This window comes from Aeromicrobium sp. MLTX1, from assembly GCF_046452335.1.
In the GTDB taxonomy this organism is placed as follows: Bacteria; Actinomycetota; Actinomycetes; order Propionibacteriales; family Nocardioidaceae; genus Aeromicrobium.
The window spans coordinates 691,567-710,792 of the sequence record NZ_JBKFDN010000001.1 but is presented as its reverse complement, the minus strand read 5'-3'; the positions used below and the strand labels follow the sequence as shown (position 1 = coordinate 710,792).

General features: G+C 67.5%; 20 protein-coding genes. 11 read left to right on the top strand and 9 right to left on the bottom strand.

Annotated elements, in window-relative coordinates; genetic code table 11:
• Positions 1-39 precede the first annotated feature (39 nt).
• Together ACK99Q_RS03290 and ACK99Q_RS03285 are read right to left on the bottom strand one after the other, a co-directional pair.
• Positions 40-729 (bottom strand): hypothetical protein, encoded by a 690-nt coding sequence (locus ACK99Q_RS03290; RefSeq protein ID WP_410184812.1) that lies wholly within the window; start codon positions 727-729, stop codon positions 40-42.
• Between the two features lie 45 nt (positions 730-774).
• Positions 775-1,410 carry a hypothetical protein gene (locus tag ACK99Q_RS03285; protein ID WP_410184811.1) on the bottom strand — a complete coding sequence of 212 codons (636 nt, stop codon included), beginning with the start codon at positions 1,408-1,410 and terminating at the stop codon, positions 775-777.
• A 16-nt stretch (positions 1,411-1,426) separates the two neighbouring features.
• Between ACK99Q_RS03285 and ACK99Q_RS03280 the strand changes: the two genes are divergently transcribed.
• Positions 1,427-1,939: a nuclear transport factor 2 family protein gene (locus tag ACK99Q_RS03280; RefSeq protein WP_410184810.1), complete on the top strand. Its 513-nt coding sequence runs from the start codon at positions 1,427-1,429 to the stop codon at positions 1,937-1,939.
• Between the two features lie 216 nt (positions 1,940-2,155).
• Here the strand turns inward: ACK99Q_RS03280 and ACK99Q_RS03275 are convergent, their stop codons facing one another.
• Genes ACK99Q_RS03275 through ACK99Q_RS03265 form a run of 3 tightly spaced genes read right to left on the bottom strand, consistent with a single transcriptional unit; the run spans position 2,156 to position 4,444 of the window.
• A complete protein-coding gene (locus tag ACK99Q_RS03275) occupies positions 2,156-3,613 on the bottom strand; it encodes a ThiF family adenylyltransferase (protein WP_410184809.1) in 1,458 nt (485 codons plus the stop codon).
• A gap of 19 nt (positions 3,614-3,632) precedes the next feature.
• A complete protein-coding gene (locus ACK99Q_RS03270) occupies positions 3,633-4,013 on the bottom strand; it encodes a hypothetical protein (RefSeq protein WP_410184808.1) in 381 nt (126 codons plus the stop codon).
• Complete coding sequence (locus ACK99Q_RS03265) at positions 4,010-4,444, bottom strand: hypothetical protein (protein WP_410184807.1); 435 nt, start codon at positions 4,442-4,444, stop codon at positions 4,010-4,012. Before ACK99Q_RS03265 ends, ACK99Q_RS03270 begins: the two co-directional genes overlap by 4 nt.
• A gap of 115 nt (positions 4,445-4,559) precedes the next feature.
• Between ACK99Q_RS03265 and ACK99Q_RS03260 the strand changes: the two genes are divergently transcribed.
• The 4 genes from ACK99Q_RS03260 to ACK99Q_RS03245 all read left to right on the top strand — a co-directional run bounded on the left by ACK99Q_RS03260 (position 4,560) and on the right by ACK99Q_RS03245 (position 8,602).
• Entirely contained in the window at positions 4,560-4,913 is a 354-nt protein-coding gene (locus tag ACK99Q_RS03260; RefSeq protein WP_410184806.1) for a hypothetical protein, read from the top strand.
• A gap of 9 nt (positions 4,914-4,922) precedes the next feature.
• Positions 4,923-6,035, top strand: a complete 1,113-nt coding sequence (locus ACK99Q_RS03255) for a HigA family addiction module antitoxin (protein ID WP_410184805.1) — start codon at positions 4,923-4,925, stop codon at positions 6,033-6,035.
• A gap of 904 nt (positions 6,036-6,939) precedes the next feature.
• On the top strand, positions 6,940-8,064 hold the full coding sequence (locus ACK99Q_RS03250) for a helix-turn-helix domain-containing protein (protein ID WP_410184804.1): 1,125 nt from the start codon (positions 6,940-6,942) through the stop codon (positions 8,062-8,064).
• Complete coding sequence (locus ACK99Q_RS03245; RefSeq protein ID WP_410184803.1) at positions 8,057-8,602, top strand: hypothetical protein; 546 nt, start codon at positions 8,057-8,059, stop codon at positions 8,600-8,602. The genes ACK99Q_RS03250 and ACK99Q_RS03245 overlap by 8 nt, the downstream gene beginning before the upstream one ends.
• A gap of 243 nt (positions 8,603-8,845) precedes the next feature.
• Here ACK99Q_RS03245 and ACK99Q_RS03240 read toward each other — a convergent pair whose 3' ends face one another.
• From ACK99Q_RS03240 to ACK99Q_RS03225, 4 genes are all read right to left on the bottom strand, one after another.
• Positions 8,846-9,307: a hypothetical protein gene (locus tag ACK99Q_RS03240; protein WP_410184802.1), complete on the bottom strand. Its 462-nt coding sequence runs from the start codon at positions 9,305-9,307 to the stop codon at positions 8,846-8,848.
• Between the two features lie 702 nt (positions 9,308-10,009).
• Entirely contained in the window at positions 10,010-10,765 is a 756-nt protein-coding gene (locus tag ACK99Q_RS03235; RefSeq protein WP_410184801.1) for an SDR family NAD(P)-dependent oxidoreductase, read from the bottom strand.
• Between the two features lie 44 nt (positions 10,766-10,809).
• Entirely contained in the window at positions 10,810-11,979 is a 1,170-nt protein-coding gene (locus ACK99Q_RS03230; RefSeq protein ID WP_410184800.1) for an acetyl-CoA acetyltransferase, read from the bottom strand.
• On the bottom strand, positions 11,976-12,359 hold the full coding sequence (locus tag ACK99Q_RS03225) for a Zn-ribbon domain-containing OB-fold protein (RefSeq protein ID WP_269304746.1): 384 nt from the start codon (positions 12,357-12,359) through the stop codon (positions 11,976-11,978). Before ACK99Q_RS03225 ends, ACK99Q_RS03230 begins: the two co-directional genes overlap by 4 nt.
• 65 nt (positions 12,360-12,424) lie before the next feature.
• Here ACK99Q_RS03225 and ACK99Q_RS03220 point away from each other — a divergent pair, with 65 nt between their 5' ends.
• From ACK99Q_RS03220 to ACK99Q_RS03195, 6 genes are read left to right on the top strand one after another with little or no spacing between them, the layout of a single operon-like run.
• Complete coding sequence (locus ACK99Q_RS03220) at positions 12,425-13,669, top strand: CaiB/BaiF CoA transferase family protein (RefSeq protein ID WP_410184799.1); 1,245 nt, start codon at positions 12,425-12,427, stop codon at positions 13,667-13,669.
• Complete coding sequence (locus ACK99Q_RS03215) at positions 13,666-14,796, top strand: acyl-CoA dehydrogenase family protein (RefSeq protein WP_410184798.1); 1,131 nt, start codon at positions 13,666-13,668, stop codon at positions 14,794-14,796. The genes ACK99Q_RS03220 and ACK99Q_RS03215 overlap by 4 nt, the downstream gene beginning before the upstream one ends.
• Positions 14,793-15,854 carry an acyl-CoA dehydrogenase family protein gene (locus tag ACK99Q_RS03210; RefSeq protein WP_410184797.1) on the top strand — a complete coding sequence of 354 codons (1,062 nt, stop codon included), beginning with the start codon at positions 14,793-14,795 and terminating at the stop codon, positions 15,852-15,854. The genes ACK99Q_RS03215 and ACK99Q_RS03210 overlap by 4 nt, the downstream gene beginning before the upstream one ends.
• A complete protein-coding gene (locus ACK99Q_RS03205) occupies positions 15,851-16,615 on the top strand; it encodes an enoyl-CoA hydratase/isomerase family protein (RefSeq protein ID WP_410184796.1) in 765 nt (254 codons plus the stop codon). The genes ACK99Q_RS03210 and ACK99Q_RS03205 overlap by 4 nt, the downstream gene beginning before the upstream one ends.
• Positions 16,616-16,643: 28 nt before the next feature.
• Entirely contained in the window at positions 16,644-17,756 is a 1,113-nt protein-coding gene (locus ACK99Q_RS03200; protein ID WP_410184795.1) for an alcohol dehydrogenase catalytic domain-containing protein, read from the top strand.
• A gap of 2 nt (positions 17,757-17,758) precedes the next feature.
• On the top strand, positions 17,759-19,225 hold the full coding sequence (locus tag ACK99Q_RS03195) for an NAD-dependent succinate-semialdehyde dehydrogenase (RefSeq protein WP_410184794.1): 1,467 nt from the start codon (positions 17,759-17,761) through the stop codon (positions 19,223-19,225).
• Position 19,226 lies beyond the last annotated feature (1 nt).

Here is a 19,226-nt window from a genome sequence, read left to right as displayed (position 1 = left end):
GGGCCGTCGGCGGACATCCGGGGCGCGTTCCGGCAGGGCTCACTTCGCAGCAGCCTTGGCCTTCTTGACGGCGGTCCGCGCCACGGCCTCGAAGTCCTGAGGCGTCATGCTCCGGCCGACCTCGAACGACGCGAGCATGACGAGAGTCCTGCCGACCCGGACGATCACCATCGGGACGTCGATGGCCTGCCCGCCCGAGCTGGAGCGCAGCCTCAGCGCCACCGTGTCGTCGCCGAGTTTCGGAAAGGCCATGCTCGAGGGCTGGTACGTGATCGTCATGCCTTGGGCTGTCTCGGTGTAGGAGGGGCAGTCCGCGAGCACCTTCCGGAGCGACTTCATCTCCTTCAGAACCTCGCGCTTCGGCCGCGAGAGCACTGACTGGCTCAGGAAGGGACCGTTCTCGCTCCGCGAGAAGTAGACGTCACCCGTGCCGGACGCCGAGATGTCGTCGTCCAAGGTCTTCGTGAGCTTCTGGCACGCCGGGTACGAGGAATCCCTCCGCACCTCGGACCCACCAGCAGGGTCAGGGGCGGGGGAGACGCTCCACCCGTCGGGAAGGTCCTTCACGGTGAGCAGCGCCGTCTCGATCTGGTCCTCCGAGAGGAGCTTGCGGGGGGCCTCCTCGACGACGGTCCCGTACTTCTGCGGGTCGACGTCCGGGCTGGAGGGCCCGCACGCTGCGAGAACCAGGGCAGACGCGACGGCGACGGCAGCGAGAACGGACTTCACCCACGTGAGCCTAGGTTCGTCCTCGCCGCCTGTTCGCCGGTTCGGCTACTTCTTCGAGTACTTCACCCACGGGGTGAACGAGTTCTTGTACGGCAAGTGGTCGATGCGCGCCGGCGTGTACGCGTGGTAACCGGAGTCGTCGATGTACCCGGACTGGATGCTCCGCACGTTCACCCGGACGTACTTCGGGTGGTACAGGCAGCCCTTCTTCGGCTTGACGTGGACCACGACGATGCCGTTCTCGAGGTCGTACCGCTCGCGCACGGTCTTGCCGCACGTGCCGGGGAACGGGTAGGTCACCCAGCTCTCACGGTGGGCCGTGGATCCCTTGAGCGCGCGGAAGCCCCCGTCGCCGGGGATGCCGACCTCGTCGGCGAACTCGGCCCCCGCCGACTTGTGGTTCGTGTCGAGGAGGAGGCGGAACTCGCCGACCGGAGTGGACTCCGCGTTCCAGTCGACCGGCTTCATCCGCACGGTGACCCGCACGCCCTTGGCGTTGTTGACGACCTTGACCTTGTAGAGGTCGAAGGCACTCGACCCACCGCCCGCGGGGTCCGGCGTCGTGGCCTCACGCGCCTGGGCGCTCGTCGCAGCACTGAGCAGGCCGACAACTAACGCGAGGGACAGAAGAACGCCGCGCCGGCGCCGACGGTTCGTCCCGGAGGCGGATTCGGTTTTCAAAGTGCGGTGACTGGGCATGACGTTCTCCATCCGTGGCGAGCCGCTGGTGTCGCCAGTGGAGAGACGCGTACCCGCGATTCCGTACTCCGATTCGCAGAGAAGGTCTGGCGCGAGCGACGATGCGTTGGCAGAGTGCCCACCACCGGACTTGCTCGCCGTCGTGGAGGCGAAGCGCATGACCAACCCCAGGCTAGAGGTCCTCGACCGCTACATGGAGGGCTTCCGTCGCAGCGACCACGAGTTGGTGCTGAGTTGCCTGACGGACGACGTGGTGTGGCACGTGCACGGCGTCCGGACGACGCGTGGCAAGGAGGAGTTCGACACCGAGATCGAGAACGCGGACTTCGAGGGCAGCCCGGAGTTGACCGTCGACCGCACATTCGAAGTCGGCGACGTCTTCATCCTCACGGGCACGGGCGTCGGCCACCACAAGCAGGCGGGTCGCTTCGCGTTCGTCTACAGCGACCTGTTCACCTTTCGCGGCGACCTGATCGCCGAGGTCGAGTCCTACGTCGTCCCAGTCGGCTGAGTCCGCGCCCTCCCGCGCTAGCGTGAAAGTTCCAGAGGCTGAATCATTCCGCCCAGATAGACAGCGGTGACAATCGGAGATCGATGGGTGGCACGGCTGATTCGAGCCGAGTCCTCGAGCTAGGTAACTAGAGCGCGGCCGCCGACAGAACGGGCGCTTGGCCGGGATCGCGAATTCAACCTCGGCGCGTCAGCTAGGTCGTCGATCGTAAACCGATCAAAGACGAGAGATGAGCCGCAGCAAGATTCGTTCGGCCGCCGCGATCGCCCGAAGGCGTAGTGGGGGCTTCATCTTGGCTCGGCCGCTGACGACCTTCCGCCAGTCGTCGCGGTGTTCAGCAATGCTTGTGCGCTCGTCCCCTGCGGCTGTGGCGGCCTCGTAGGGGCAGAAGCGTCCGGACGTCGCTGTTGCGTGCTGCAGCGTGTGTGTGGACAAGACGTACCGGAGTGGGGCAGAAACGCCTCGACCTCCGGGATGCGCGACGAGGCTCACGAACTGCGCCAGTAAGGCGGCACTGACGCTCGCTGAGAGTGCGGCGACGTTCTGTCTAGATGGAGCTTGTCGACCGGCCGCTGCAATGTAGACCGGATCGTCGAGCAGGCCCTGCTTGTCGAGAGCGACCTCGCCTAGCAGGAGTTGTCCAAGGCACACCATGCAGGGGCGGCCAGGCGCGAGTGTGTGCGCTCGCCAAATTCCGTTGCGCATGCGTCCGTCAGGAAGGGTGTCGATTGCGATACCCCCATCGATGACCGGAATCAGGTCCGTGTAGGCGATCGCGTTCAGTACTGCTCGCGGCCAAGGCGCATCGACGCAGGAGAAGATCACGTCATAGTCGAGGGCGGCCATTACTCCCACTGGATCACTGATGCTGACCTCATGCTTCCAAACCTCGAATTGATCAGCAGTTGATGATGATCGCATCAACCGGGCTGCTACTCCGGCCTTCGATCGACCAAGCGCGGCATCCAATCTGGTCGCGCCGATCATGCGATCTAGGTTTAGGCTTTCTACCGCGTCGTAGTCCATGACGCCGACTGTCATGAGACCGGTTGCGGCGAGACGTTGGGCAACATCGAGTCCGACGCTGCCAGCACCGACGACAAGAACCCGGAGACGTGCGATCGACGCTTGGCGGCTTTCCCCCCACGAGGAGACTGTGCGGATCTGCGAGTTGGTCACGGGAGGGCCGGGCCGGATTGCGTCGTTCCAAGTCACTGTGAGTTTGGAGGAGACCGAACGCACGGACTCCGCCCAGATCGGAGTTTCTCGCTCGAACCAGAAGCGTGCCGACCACGACGTGTCGCGCACACCTAGTGTCATACCTAAGAGTGGCTTCGAGGTGATGGCTCGGGCGACGCGTTCGTACTCAGACTCCGTCTCGTGATCCATGGCGCTGAGGCCTTGCCAGCCACGACCTCCGGGATGCGAGTGAAGCAGCACCAGTCCGTGACCGAGTGTGCGGGCTTCGTTCGATGCTCGAAGGACGTACCTACTTGTGAATGACGCGTTGCGGTGCACAAGGCGATCGCCCTCGAGCGGGTAGATCACCGACTTGATCAGAGCCGTAGTCCGCTCGGTTCCGGTCGACAGCACGTACGTGGCGATCAGCACGTCCTCTTGGCCGTCGTCTCGCACTAGGTGCGCGCGCATCGCGGCTTCGACCTCGCCGGTCATCGCTACCGAGTAGCGCATACTAGGCAGCTGCCGCGGTAGCAATTGAGACGAAACCGCGCACATGGCGAAGCCATGACAGGGCAGGCGGGATGGTCATGTCAGTGAAGGCGAAGTCACGGGAATGACGTTTCCACCCGGGTGGACAGTCAATATCGTCCACGTTGGTGGCTTCGAACATCACCGAGTCGGGGAGGTGAATCCAGTGAGGCGGCACCATCGGCCAGCTCTCCACCTCGGCGACGCTGACACCCGTCGTGACGAGCCGTCCGCTCAGCGCTCCCCCGACCGCCTTCACCTCATAGAGGATCCGGGCGCCATCGATGCGCGCCGGAGCGCCCACAGCAGCCATGTCATCCATGAACTGGCTGGCCGCCAGGGCCAGCTCGTTTCGTTCGGTCACGCGACACCGCCAACACGCTTCGCCGTGATGAACTCGTCGCCGTTCTGAATTCTGACGACCTGTTCATCAGCGAACTGCTCAGGAGCGCCGGTGGAGAGGATGCGGGTCAGGTCATAGGCGGCGGGGTCGAGACCGGCAAGGAGGAGCAGGGCTGTCGCCGTCTGGTCGTCGTCGTACGTCTTGTACGGCTCGCCGTCGATCGTGAAGCGGAGCTTCTGGCGGGTGACGAACCGCTCGTCGTCCTTGAGGTTGACGATCTGCTCGTCTTCGATCCTAACTTCGACGCCGTTTTCGTCGACGAGGAAGAGGTCCCACGTTTTCGGTTCACGTCCGGCGAGGCGCAAGAGGCTGGTCGCCTCCTGGTCTTCGTCGCGAATCCGGAACGTCCTGCCGTCAATTGAGATCTGTAGGGGGTTGTGTACGGGGGCCATCTTGGACCCTCCTTCTGTAGCGTGTCGTTCTCCCTCACGGCCGCGAGAGAGTAGTGTGTACCTGTCGGGTAAACACAACCCTAACACAAGACATCTTTACCAAAGAGGTAAACGCGTGCATTTGGCTTGGTCGCACTCCGAACTGGAGAGCTGCTGCGTCTGCGGTACGCGTCTGCGGGCGCTCACCGGCGATCAGGCCGAAGCTGCAGAGGACCTTCTGAACTTGGTCGCGCGGGCCTCTCGACTCGCGGCGATCACCACCTTTCGAAGTGTTCGAGTCGGCGTCGCCGCGGGAAAACTCACCTTTTCGATAGAGGAGATTGACATGCACACACGTCCGCTCAACTCCGACGGCATTCCTCAGCAGATCCAGGACCTGAAGTCCCTGCCCGACTACGCGACGTGTCGAGCACTGGTCATCGATGATCTACGAGTTCGCGGCGAGTCGGTCTCCCGGCTGGCGAGCTAGAAGACACCCATGACCAGATACAACGCCACCGACACTAGGTTCGACTTCGCGCCAACGCCTGGCCGGATACTCCAAAGGGAGCTAGATGCGCGATCGATCAGTCAGGCACAGCTGGCAGCGCGGACCGGGCTGAGCACCAAGCACATAAATCTGGTGATCAAGGGGACCGCACCTCTCTCAGCCGATGTTGCCGTCACGCTAGAGGAGATTCTCGGCACATCCGCAGAAACTTGGCTACAGCTCGAAGCCTCCCGTCAGGCACAGGAAGCCCGTTCCGACAGGCGCAAAGCAATCTCCGGCTTCACCGAGTGGGCGGCCAGGTTCCCGCGAGCATTGCTGCGCGAGCGCGGCGTAATCGACGCCGACGATGCCGATACCGAAATCGCCGCGAAGCTACTGACCTTCTTCTCCGTCGCGTCGCCTAACGCCTACGCGAAGACCTGGCTCGAGCCGCAGGCGTCTTACAAACGGAGCCAATTCCACACCATCGATCCAGATCTGACTGCAGTGTGGCTGCGTCTATCGGAACTTCAGGCGCTGCCAATTGCAGCAAAAGCCCCCGATTACGACGCGCAGAAGCTTCGGTCCGTGGCCGCTGAGTTGCCCAAACTGACTACTTTCGAGGTCGGAGAGGCCTTCAGGCGCGCGCAGGGGGCGCTGTTAGACGCAGGCGTCGTCCTCGTCTTTGTGCCAGAGATCCACTCCACGCGGATCAGCGGAGTGTCGCGATGGGTGAACGGAACTCCGATGATCGCCGTCACGAGCCGCTACAAGTCACTGGATGGGTTGTGGTTCACGATGTTGCACGAGGTTGCCCATGTCCTCCTGCATCCCAAGAGAAGCACCTTCGTTGACCTTGGATCCCTAGCGAATGACGACGACGACTCGCAAGAGACGGCAGCGAACGCTTTTGCGCAGGGCTGCCTAGTCCCAGAGAAGTATCAGTCCCAGCTCATGAGTGCGAAATCGCCAGAGGGTATTCGGTCGCTAGCCAGGACACTCGGAGTTTCACCCAGCTTGGTCGCGGGGCAATGGGCATTCCGAACTGGGATATGGAACGGACCAATCGCGAGGCTTCGAACTCGAATTGACTTGGCAGAGACACTCCCAAGGAACCAGTGACTAGCCTGCTGCGCTTCGCCGCGTGTCGGCACTCGACAACATCGGGAAAAGCAGTTGGCGGGGAAGACTAACCATTCGCATGTGGGGCGTCGACCGCCAGCACCGCGAGGCCACGGGTTCTGGCAGCGTCCAACAAGCACACATACGTGGTCGACTCGCCTGCCGCAGAGACAACCGAGACGGGCTCCGACGGCGACTCCAGGACGTCGATGAACCTGTCGATGCCTGTGAGCGAAGGGCCCTCGCCAGATTGCCACCGAGCCCGACGCACCCGATACGTTTTGACGTCGAGCGGGGCCAGGGATGGCTCCGAGACAGCCAAGAGTTCAGCCGAGTGGCGCAAGATTGCATTGCTCGGGGTTTCGACCCCCCGGACTCCAGACGCCAGAACGAGATCGAGCAATTCGGTGGGCCCAATGAATGGCGCCATGGTTCCTCCTCATTGCGACTTCGACACTAGCTTCGATCCCCCGCAACAGGCTCATGGACTCGCCGATTCGCAAGGCTTCAACCGGTGTGACGGCCGGATGACGACTCGTTCTCCTGCGGCTCGGCGCCGGAGGGTGCCAACGGCTTCGCCAAGTCCACCCGGGAGCGAGTGGGGCTGTAGCTGGCGTGACGCCCGACCAGGTGGTGGACGTCGCGTCCATGAGTTCATCAAGGGCGCGAGGGCGATGAAGGACAGCGAGCGTCCGCACACTTAGACCCTGCGCCAAGCTGCAGCGGTGCGTCGGCCAGCTCGCTGTGCCCGGTGCTCAAGCCCTCGCCTCCTCTGCGTGCGGTGGCGGGTCGGGTTCGGCGAAGCAAGTGTCACGCTTGGCGCGACTCGCCCGGCATTCGCCTTTGCATTGATCGCCATGCTTTGTTGAGATGCGCCGTCAACGCATGTGCGATTATCGAACTTGTGGATAGGTTTCTCCTAGGCAAGCGGCTGGCCGAAGCTCGCAACATCGCTGGTCAGACCCAAGAGAGTGTCGCGCGCGCTGTTGACCTCGATCGCACCGCGATCGTGGCGCTTGAGAGCGGCAAACGGACACTGAAGGTCACTGAGTTGGTGGCCATCGCGCGCGTCCTAGACCGACCGCTCTCTTTCTTCGTAGAGGAGCCGATCCCGGCGGCAGTGAGTCGCCGATCTTCGTTCCGGGACACGCACGAGTCGAGCGCCCACCTCGACGTCGAAATCGAACAGTTTGCTGGCGACGTGCGAACGCTCGCCAGACTGGGCAAGTTGGAGCCGGTGGACTTGCCAAACCGCCACACACCCAGAACTGTGAAGTCGGCCGAGGCGGCCGCAGGGAGGTTCCGCCAACTCGTTGGCCTCGAGCCTCACGAGCCCGTCACGAACCTGGCTCGCATCTGCGAAGCGCTGGGCTTGTACTCGTACGCGGCGGCGCTAGGCGAGAACGGCTCTGACGGAGGGTGTGTTGAGGTCGAGGCAGGAGCGGCCAAGTTCGGTGCCACCGTCATAAACGGCCAGGTGCCCACAGGTCGTCGTCGGATGACGCTGGCACACGAGCTCGGTCACTGGATCTTCGGTGACGCTTACGACTCTGAGGCCAGTCCTCAGGCCGAAAAGATGATCGATGCTTTCGCGATACATTTCTTGGCCCCGCGCGCCGGGGTCACGAAGTCATGGAACAGCCACCCGGCGCACTCGGAGCGCGACCGCGCTTTGATCGTGGCATTTGATTTCCGCCTGAGTTGGTCAGCGACTATCGCCCAGTTGCGCAATCTGGGTGTTATCAGCTGGCGGGCGCACGACGAATGGGCTGGCTTCACTCCTAGGGCGGGCGACTGGCTCCGGCTAGAACTGGAACGAGTCGAGGAGCTCGAAGCTCCGAGTCTGTCGCCGGGCTTCTTGGCTGCCTGCTTGGACGCGTACAGCGACGACCTACTCACCGAGGAGAGGACGCTCGAGTTGCTTCGCGGCTTGGTGCGTAGGGACGATTTGCCGAGCAGGAAGCCACGCACGATCGAACATCTCGCGGGTTCTTTCGAGGGTCACTCGTTCTCGCGTCACGATGCCTGAGATCCGCTGGGTGACGGACACGAGCGTTATTACGCACTTGTTCATGGCCGGTTACGGCGAGCTCCTAAAGCAATTGGCTCCGGACAGTGTCTTAGTCGTACCTTCTGCAGTGGTCAAGGAAATCGAGGACGGTCGAGACACCTACGCGGGCATGCCGGACATGAACGCGCTCGAATGGCTTGAGCGCGTCCAGCCGACCGAAGTCGAAGGCTGGACTGCCCTCAAAGTTAAGGCAGCAATGGGTGGCGACGAGACAAAGCACCTGGGCGAGTGCGAGGTCATCGCAATCGCCAAACACCGCGGTATGGTCGCCCTAATAGATGAGCGCGCCGCGATAACGCAAGCTCATGCGCACGGGGTGACAACACGCGACACCCTTTGGTTGGTCATCGAGGCGTACGGGTCCATCTTCGAGAATCCACGCGCTGACGCAGCGGCTGTCGTTGATGCGCTTCTCGAGGTCACTGATCGACTGCCGATCGACTCCGGTGAAGAGCTCTTTGTCTGGGCTTACGAAGAAGGGTACCTGCCGCGGTAGGGGGGACTTCCTGGCGTCTGAGATAGCAGCGATCAATTGCGCTGCTAGTCGGATAGAGATCGCTCTGCACGCGAATTTCGACGAGCGCGGCTGTCGACCTCCGCCGGACGCGATGATCGATGACCCGCGGCTTGGACACAACTGCGACGGTTTCTTGGGCGGGCAGCGTATGTCCCCCCTGCACGGTTCGGGAAACTCGGATCCTCTGCACCCCGCCGCGTGGGCTCCGCCCAAGAGTTGAGGTCACGCCCCCTGCTGTGCCCGCGTGACGTACGCAAGGGCTCGCGTTCGCTGTTTGCGCTGCTTGACTCGGCTCCTCCAGTCATTGCGCAGCCAAAGGTGGACTCTGGACTCTGCGTTATCCAACTCGGCCGAGATCTCGCCACCACCGACCAAGATTAAGCCGTGCTCGGGCTCTTCCTCGGTTGAGTCCCAGAAACCTTCGGCGGCCGCTGACAGGGAGCTGATGATGAGCTCGGGGACACCGACCTCGCGGAGGTGGACTCGCAGCCGGCCAAGGTAAACCTGAAGTTTAACCCAGCCGTCGGGAGTGTCCTTCGACCACACCTGGCGCCTCAAATCGGCCAAGAGGTCTCCAGCTGCCACGCGTCGGGAGTAGCCCGAGTTCGACCGTTGTATGAAGAAGGTCGAGGCCGCGCCGAGTAGCAGGGTCAGGATCGGAAGGATGCGGTCGAGGACTTCCATGATGAGAGGGTGCCATGTCCAGTGACCGAGTCGAGCCGTGGCTTCACGAGACGCGGTCATGTTCAGAAACGCCGACTGACTCAAGCCGCTGCCCAGTGCCTTTTCGGCCTGCGCTCCGCTAGGCGTGGCCCTCGTTCAACGTGAGCCGGATGACCCGATAGATGCATGTAGCAGCGGGCCACCAAGCTGCACGGTCGACACTCCCTTGCGGATGCAGTCGTGAGCGGCATCGGTGGCATGACCAAGTGCCTGCCGAGCGAGACTGAAATGGAGGCGAGCATCGCGGTACGGGAGCAGAGGCTCGCGGAAGCCTTCCGCTGCACTCGCGCCGATGGGCACCCTGTCGGTTATGGGGTCACTTGAGCGGCGTTCGGGGTCGCCCAAACGACGGTACAGGAGACCTGTCGATCGCTGGCCCGCGGTCAGCGCTCCGGTTTGCGGCTTTCGTTCTTTACGGGCGTCATCCGGCTCCCCTCCGTTGTCAACAGGCGTCTTGCAGCGGTTCGGTCGGTGAGCACTTCCGGTTTGGTGCTTGGCGAAGTTGCGTCAGTCTTGCGGGCCCGGGATCGGCTGAACGAAGTGTCGATGTGCCGGACAGGTCGGCCGCGCTGAACTTTGAGACGCCCCGCACTGTCCTCCAGTATCCACTGTAGAACTAAGCCCTCGACCCGAAGGTCGCGGGCTTAGTTCAAGCCGAACAGCTCAGCGGACGGGGACGCGGCCGCCGTCGACGGAGAAGGTCTGGCCGGTCATGTAGTTGCAGTCCGGGGAGGCCAGGAAGACGTAGACGCCGGCGATCTCCTCGGGCTCGGCCCAGCGGCCCATGGGGATGGACTCGAGGTACTTGTCCTTGAAGCGCTCGTCGGTGCGGATCGTCTCGGTCATCGGCGTGGACGCGGCGGGGGCGATCGCGTTCACGATGATGTTCGCCGGGGCGAGCTCCTTGGAGGCCGAGCGGGCCATGCCCAGGAGCGCAGCCTTGGCGGTGGCGTAGTTGATCTGGCCGATCGTGCCGTTGATGCCGGCGGCCGAGCTGGTCAGGATGATGTGGCCCTGCTTCAGCTCGCGCATGCCCGGCACCACGGCCTGCAGCCAGTAGAACGAGCCGTTGACGTGCGTCTGCTGCACGATGTCCCACTGCTCGTCGGTCATCTTCCACAGCATCGCGGGGCGGGTGACGCCGGCGTTGCTCACCAGGATGGTGATGGTGCCGAACTTCTCGGCGATCTCGGCCGCGGCGGCGTTGACCGACTCGCGGCTCGCCACGTCGTTGGCCACGCCGATCGCGGTGCCACCGTTCGCGTTGATCGCGTCGGCGACCTCCTGCGCGCGGGCGCCGTCGATGTCCGTGACGGCGACCTTCGCGCCCTCGGCGGCGTAGCGCTCGGCGATCGCGCGGCCGATGCCCTGGCCGGCGCCGGTGATGACCGCGACGCGGTCCTGCAGAACTCCAGTCATGAATGTGCTCCTACGTCGTGTGAAAAGTGCAGAGTGGGAAGAGGTCAGAGGGTGGTGGCGTCGCCCAGCAGGGCCGTCACCTGGCTCGACAGCACGCCGCCGTTGCCGTGGACGAGGCCGACGTGCGCATCGGCCACCTGGCGGTCGCCCGCCTCGCCGCGCAGCTGCCGGACCGCCTCGATGATGAGGAAGATCCCGTACATGCCCGGGTGCGTGTAGGACAGGCCGCCGCCGTTCGTGTTCACCGGCAGCCGGCCGCCCGGCGCGATCGCGCCGCCCGACACGAACTCGCCGCCCTCGCCCTTGGCGCAGAAGCCCAGGTCCTCGAGGAACAGCAGCGTGTTGATCGTGAACGCGTCGTAGACCTCGACGACGTCGACGTCGGCAGGCGTCAGCCCGGCCAGCTCGAACGCGCGAGCGCCCGACTCCTTGGCCGCCGTCGTCGTCAGGTCGGGCGTGGTCGAGATGTTCATGTGGCGCGACGCCTCGGCCGCCGACAGCACCGGCACGAGCGGCTTGCCGAGGTCGCGCGCCCGCTCGGTGGAGGTCACGATCACGGCGCCCGCGCCGTCGGTGACGAGGCAGCAGTCGCGCACCGACAGGGGAGTGGAGACCATGCGAGCGCTGAGCACCTCGTCGAGGGTGAGCTCGTCGCGCATGAACGCGGCCGGGTTCAGCTGCGCCCACTTGCGGGCGGCCACGGCGATCTCGGCGAGGTGCTCGCGGGTCGTGCCGTACTCGTGGAAGTGGCGCGCGGCCGCCAGCGCGTAGCCCGACACGGGCATCCGCGGGCCGAACGGGTTCTCGTAGGACGGCACGAGGTTCGCGCCGGACGTCGCGAGCCCACCCGAGTGCGAGCGCTGGTTGCTGCCGTAGGCGATCAGCGCGACCTCGGCCATGCCGGAGTTGATGGCGGCGGTCGCGTGGCGCAGGTGCGCGACGAACGAGCTGCCGCCCGTGGCGGTGGTGTCGACGTACCGCGGCGTGAGGCCGAGGTACTCGCTCAGCGTCGTCGCGGGGAACGTGAAGAAGGCGGAGTGGCAGAAGACGGCGTCGACGTCCGAGGGCTTGAGCCCGGCGTCGGCGAGCGCGGCCAGCGAGGCCTCGCCGGCGATCTGCAGGGCCGAGACGCCCGGGCCGACCTCGCCCAGTCCGGCCTCCGCGACACCCACGATCGACGTGCTGCCGCGCAGCTCCTTCTCGGTCGTGCTCATGCGGTGGCCTCCAGGCGGACGAAGGGGAGCAGCTCGCCGTCGGCGACCAGCGGGCGGATCTCGGTCTCGACGCGGTCGCCGATCTTCGCGGCCAGCGCGTCGTCGCCGTCGAGGCGCGACATCATGCGGAATCCCTCGTCCAGGTCGACCACGACCACCGTGTACGGGTCCACCCCGCGCGGGGAGATTGTCGTGGCGGAGTAGATGGTGCCGCGACCCTCGCTGTCACCCCAGGCCAGCTCGGTCGATCCGCACGAGGGGCACACGGGCCGCGGCGGGAACACCGCGTGCGACTCCGAACACCGCTGGAACGCCAGCGCTCCGGCCTCGAGCCGCGACCGGAAGGTCGCGTCCAGGGATCGTGATTCCTCGATGGTCATCGGGCCTCCCGCCTTGATCTCTCGGACGTTCCGAGGGTAGCATTCACAATAGTATACATTCATGCATGAACTTCGGTACCCCACGAAAGGCGAACACGATGGCCGCTGAGGACACCCCTCCCTCAGGACCCTTCTCAGGCGTCCGTGTCCTGGACCTGACGCGTGTCGTCATGGGCCCCCTGGCCACCCAGGTGCTGGCCGACCAGGGCGCCGACGTGATCCTCGTCGAGGCGCCGGGTGGCGACACCAACCGCGTGATGGGCCCCGGCCCGCACAAAGAGCTCTCGGGCATCGCGCTCAACCTGCTGCGCAACAAGCGCTCGATCGACATCGACCTCAAGTCCGAGGAGGGCCGGCGCATCATCGCCGAGCTCGTCCCGCAGTGCGACGTCGTCGTCGCCACGATGCGCCCGCAGGTGCTGACGCGCCTCGGGCTCGACTACGACTCGCTCAAGCAGCTGCGCCCCGACCTCGTCTACTGCCAGGCCCAGGGCTTCCCGCTGGCCAGCGACCGCTCCGAGGAGCCCGCGTACGACGACATCATCCAGGCCGCCAGCGGCGTCGCCGACATGGTCGAGCGCGTCACCGGCACCCCCTCGCTGCTGCCCACGATCTTCGCCGACAAGGTCTGTGGCCTCGTCATGGCGCAGGCCATCAGCGCCGCCCTCTTCCACCGCGAGCGCACCGGCGAGGGCCAGCACATCGAGGTGCCGATGCAGCAGGCCACCGCGGCGTTCATGCTCGCCGAGCACGGCAGCGGCGCTATCGCCGAGCCGCCCGTGAACGACGAGGGCCGCCCCGCGTCGGGCTACCCGCGCGTGCTCTCGCCCGAGCGCCGCCCGCACCCGACCAAGGACGGGATGGTGCACCTCTTCCCCTACCTGCCGCGCCACTACGCGCAGCTGTTCGCCGAGGCCGGCGTCGCGGGAGCCGAGTCCGATCCCCGCTACGTCGACCAGCGCGCCACGCTGATCCACTCCGACTCGCTCTACCGCGACGTCCGCAAGGTCGCGCCGCAGCGCACCACCGAGGAGTGGCTGGAGTTCTGCCGCGAGGTCGGCATCCCCGCCACCCGCGTGGCGAGCCTGCAGGACCTCGTCGACGACCTCGAGATCGCGCAGCACCCCGCCGCCGGCGGCTGGCGCGTGATCCCGCAGCTCGCGAACTTCTCGCGCACGCCCGCCAGCGTGCGTCGTCCCGCGCCGCTCATCGGCGAGCACACCACCGAAGTCCTGGACGAGCTCGTCCACTCCGTCGCCGGCCGGCCGTCCGGTGCGGGGGAGTCCGACACGGTCAAGGGGCTGGCATGAGACTGACCGCGACCGAGCTGTCGCCCGCCGAGCGCGCGCTCAAGCAGGAGGTGCGCGAGTGGCTGGACGAGCGCCTGCCCGAGGGCTCGTACCCGCTGGGCCTGGGCATGGGTGGCGCCGTCGACCCCGAGTTCTCGCGCGACCTCGGCGCGCAGGGCTGGATCGGCATGTCGCTGCCGCGTGAGTACGGCGGCCACGGCCGCACCGCGGTGGACCGCCTCGTCGTCGTCGAGGAGCTGCTGGCCCGCGGCGCGCCGGTGGGCTACCACTGGATCGCCGACCGCCAGTTCGGCCCGGGCATCGCCGCCAACGGCACGCCGTGGCAGAAGGAGACGTTCCTGCCGGGCATCGCCTCGGGGGAGTACTCCTTCTCCATCGGCATGAGCGAGCCCGACTCCGGGTCCGACCTCGCGTCGGTGCGCACGCGGGCCGAGCAGGTCGACGGCGGCTGGCGCATCAACGGCACCAAGATCTGGACCACCGGCGCGTACACGGCCACGCACATCGTGGCGCTGCTGCGCACGTCGGAGGACCGCCACCGCGGCATGACGCAGTTCATCATCGACCGCCACACGCCCGGCCTGACCGTCTCGCCGATCGAGTTCATCGACGGCTCCAAGGACTTCTGCGAGCTCTCGTTCGTCGACGTCTTCGTCCCCGACGACCGCCGCCTCGGCGAGGTCGGCGCCGGCTGGTCGCAGAACACGGGCGAGCTCGCGCTCGAGCGCGGCGGCGTCGACCGCTGGATGAGCGTCATGGCGCTGCTCGACCGCTGGGTCCGCCAGGAGGCGCAGCGTCCCGGCGGCCACGCGGCCGAGCTCGGCGCGCTGACCGCCCGGGCCTGGGCGTTCCGCGGTATGTCGCTGGCCGTCGCCCGCATGGTCGACGCCGGCCAGTACCCCGTCACCGAGGCCGCGCTCATCAAGGAGATGGCCACGCGCTTCGAGCAGGACTGCACCGACCTGATGGTGCGCCGCTGGGGCCGCACGCCGCGCCCCGACTCGGACGACCCGTACGAGCGCCTGCTCGCCACGGCCGTCCAGGTCGCGCCGGCCTGGACCATCCGCGGCGGCACGAACGAGATCCTCCGCTCGGTCATCTCCAAGGGATTGAGGAAGAACGCATGAGCGACATCAGCACCGAAGTCGACCCCGATCTGCGGGACATGCTGGAGGACTTCTTCGCCACCGAGGTGACCCCCGTAGTCGTCGAGGAGGCCGAGCGCGCCGGCACGTATGCCGCCGACGTGTGGAAGAAGGCCGAGTCGCTCGACCTGCCGTGGATCGGCATCGACGAGGAGCGCGGAGGCGCCGGCGGCTCGCTGGCCGACCTCGTGACACTCGTCGCCGAGGCCGCGCGCCGCGCCACGCCCGCGCCGTTCGTCGAGCACCACCTCGCCGCGTGGCTCGTGGCGCGGGCCGGCCTCGACCGCATCGAGGGCCCGCTGACCGTGGCCGGGCTGACCGAGACGGTCGAGGTCTCGGGCGACCGCCTGACCGCGACCCTCCCCGAGGTCGCGTTCGCCGGCGACGCCTCCGCCGTCGTGGTGCTCGCGAAGTCCGAGGGCGCCGACGTCGTGGCCGTGCTGCGCCCCGCCGACGCCACCCTCGAGCCGCACACCGACATCGACGGGACGCCCGTCCCGACCGTCGTCGCCTCGGACGCGCCCGTCGTGGTCGCGCCGCTGTCGGTGACGGCCGAGGACGTGCACCGCCGCGCCCTCCTGCTGCGCAGCGCCGTGCTCGCCGGCCTCACCCGCGCGATGTTCGAGCTCACGCAGTCCTACACCGCCGAGCGCCACCAGTTCGGCAAGCCCGTCGGCTCGTTCCAGTCGGTGCAGCTGCACGTCGTCACGCTGGCTCAGGCCGCCGAGATGTCGCAGGTCTGCGTCGACCGCGCCGCCGGCGCGCTGTCCATCGGCGGCGGCGAGTTCGAGGTGCTGGCCACCGCTGCCGTCACCGCGCAGAACGCCGTGCAGGGCGCCCGCTCGGCGCACCAGGCGCACGGCGCGATCGGCATGACGCGCGAGTACGCCCTGCAGTTCCTCACCCGCCGTGTCCAGACGTGGCGCCAGCGCTGGCAGTCGCAGGCCGACGTCGAGGACGCGGTCGCCGGCTGGGCGCTCGAGGCCCCGTCCCTCTCAGGGCTCATCGCCCGCCACCGTGAAGAAGGAGTCGTCGCATGACCGACGCCGTGAACGTCACCCGCCAGGGCCACATCGCGATCCTGGAGGTGAACCGGCCGCCGACGAACTACTTCGACGTCGAGGTGCTGACCTTCCTCGCCGACACCGGCATCGCCCTGGCCGAGGAGGGCGTGCGCGCGATCGTGCTGGCCTCCGCGGGCAAGCACTTCTGCGCCGGCGCGAACTTCGCCGAGGGCGACATGGCCGAGGCGCGCGTCGAGTCCTCGCGACGCATCTACGCCGCCGCCGCGCGCATGTTCACCATCCCGATCCCCGTGGTCGCCGCCGTGCAGGGGTCCGCCGTCGGCGGCGGCCTCGGGCTGGCGTGCGCGGCCGACTTCCGCGTGGCCGCCGACTCGAGCCGCTTCCACGCCAACTTCTCGGCCCTCGGCTTCCACCAGGGCTTCGGCCTGAGCGTGTCGCTGCCGCGCATCGTCGGCGAGCAGCAGGCCTCGCGCCTGCTGCTGACCTCGGCCCGCCTGACCGGCACCCAGGCGCACGCGATCGGCCTCGTCGACGAGCTCGTCGAGCCCGACCAGATCCGCGACGCCGCGATCGCGCTGGCGGACACCATCGCCAGCCGTGCACCGCTCGCGGTAGCGTCCATGCGCAAGACCCTGCGTGGGTCGCTCGCCGACGACGTGGCCCAGGTCCTGGACCACGAGATCAGCGAGCAGACGTGGCTGTGGCGGACCGAGGACTGCGCCGAAGGCATCAGTGCGAACCTCGAGCGTCGCGACGCCGTGTTCACCGGCCGTTGATCGTCCCCCCGAACGACGAGGAGCAGAAGTGAAGATTCGTGGCGCCGTCCTGGAGTCCATCGGGGCTCCCAGCCCGTTCGACCAGTCCCGCCCGCTGCAGGTGGCCGAGCTCGACCTCGCCGAGCCCGGGCCCACCGAGGTGCTGGTGCGGGTCGAGGCCGCCGGGGTGTGCCACTCCGACCTCTCCGTCGTCGACGGCAAGCGCCCGCGTCCCGTGCCGATGCTGCTCGGCCACGAGGCCGCCGGTCGGATCGAGCAGGTCGGCGCCGAGGTCACGGACCTCGCGGTCGGCCAGCGCGTCATCATGACCTTCCTCCCGCGCTGTGGCGAGTGCGCCGGCTGCGCCACCGACGGCATGGCGCCGTGCGTGCCCGGCTCGGTGGCCAACGGCGGCGGCGAGCTGCTCGCCGGTGGCAGCCGGCTGAGCCGCGACGGCTCTCCCGTCACGCACCACCTCGGCGTCTCGGGCTTCGCCACGCACGCGGTGGTCGACCACCGCTCGCTCGTCCCCGTCGAGGACGACGTGCCCCCGAACGTGGCGGCCGTCCTCGGCTGCGCCGTGCTCACCGGCGGCGGCGCCGTCATCAACGTCGCGAAGCCGAAGCCGGGCCAGACCGTGGCGGTCGTGGGCCTCGGCGGCGTCGGCCTCGCGGCCGCGCTGACCGCCCTCGCGTTCGAGGGCGTGCGCGTCGTCGGCATCGACCCGCTCGACCACAAGCGCGCGGCCGCGCTCCAGGCCGGCGTCCACGAGGCGCTGACCCCCGACGAGGCCGCTGCGTCCGGCTTCAAGGCCGACGCCGTGATCGAGGCAGTCGGCAGCGGCCGCGTGTTCGCCTCGGCGATCGCGCTCACCGCCCCGGGCGGCCAGACGATCACCGTGGGCCTGCCCGCCCCCGACGACACGATCGAGCTGTCGCCGCTCGCGCTCGTCGCCGAGGGCAAGACGCTCGTCGGCAGCTACCTCGGCTCGGCCGTTCCGAAGCGCGACATCCCGGTCTTCGTCGACATGTGGCGCGCCGGCCAGCTGCCGCTGGAGCACCTCGTCAGCTCGACGATCGCGCTCGACGACATCAACCGCGCCATGGACGACCTCGCCGACGGGTCCGAGCTGCGCCAGATCATCGACTTCACCCAGGAGTGACCGTGAGCGTCGCCGAGTTCATCGACTCCCTGCTCGCCGGCCGCACGGCCGACCTCTACCTCGACGGCAGCTGGACCCCCGCGTCCGGCGGCGCCACGTTCGCGGTCGAGGACCCCGCCACGGGCAAGGTCATCACCGAGGTCGCCGAGGGCACCGCCGCCGACGGCCAGGCCGCCCTCGCCGCCGCCGATGCCGCCCAGGCCGCGTGGGGCGCCACCACCCCGCGCGAGCGCGCCGACATCCTGCGTGGCGCGTTCGACCTCATCACCGCGCACGCCGACGACTTCGCCCGGCTGATCACGGCCGAGATGGGCAAGTCGCTCGCGGAGGCGCGCGGCGAGGTCGCGTACGGCGCCGAGTTCCTGCGCTGGTTCTCCGAGGAGGCCGTGCGCATCGACGGCCGCTACGGCACGCTGCCGTCGGGCAAGCTGCAGATGATGGTCGACCGCCGCGCCGTGGGCCCGTCGCTGCTCATCACGCCCTGGAACTTCCCGCTGGCGATGGCCACGCGCAAGCTCGGTCCCGCGCTCGCGGCCGGCTGCACCACGATCGTGAAGCCCGCCGAGCTGACGCCGCTCACGACCCTCGCCGTGGCGAAGGTCTTCGAGGAGGTCGGTGTGCCGGCCGGCGTCATCAACGTGCTGACCACCACCGATCCCGCCGCCACGACGGGCCCGCTGCTGTCCGACCTGCGCCTGCGCAAGCTCTCGTTCACGGGCTCCACGCCGGTGGGCAAGGCGCTGCTGGCGCAGGCCGCGGAGGGCGTGCTGCGCTGCTCGATGGAGCTTGGCGGCAGCGCGCCGTTCATCGTCTTCGAGGACGCCGACCTGGATGCGGCCGTCGAGGGCGCGATCGCGGCCAAGACCCGCAACATCGGCGAGGCCTGCACGGCCGCCAACCGCTTCCTCGTCCACCGTGACGTGCACGACGAGTTCGTCGAGAGGTTCGCCGCGCGCATGGGCGCGTTGAGGGTGGGCGCCGGCGACGAGCCGTCCACCGACCTCGGCCCGCTGATCGACGACCGCAGCCGCGTGCGCGTGCACGGCCTCGTGACCGACGCCGTCGAGCGCGGCGCGCGGGTCGTGGTGGGCGGCGACCTGCCCGACGGTCCCGGCCACTTCTACCCGGCCACGGTGCTGGCGGGCGTCTCCGCCGAGGCGCGGGTCGTCACCGAGGAGATCTTCGGCCCGGTCGCGCCGGTGCAGGTGTTCTCCGACGAGGACGAGGCCGTCGCGCTGGCGAACTCCACCGAGTACGGCCTCGTGGGCTACGTCTACACGCCCGACCTCGACCGCGTCATGCGCGTCGCGCCGCAGCTCCAGTTCGGCATGCTCGGCGTGAACGCCGGCGTCGTGTCCGACCCGGCCGCGCCGTTCGGCGGCGTGAAGCACTCGGGCCTCGGCCGCGAGGGTGGCCGCGAGGGCATCGACGAGTACCTCGAGTACCAGTACGTCGGCATCGCGCGCTGAG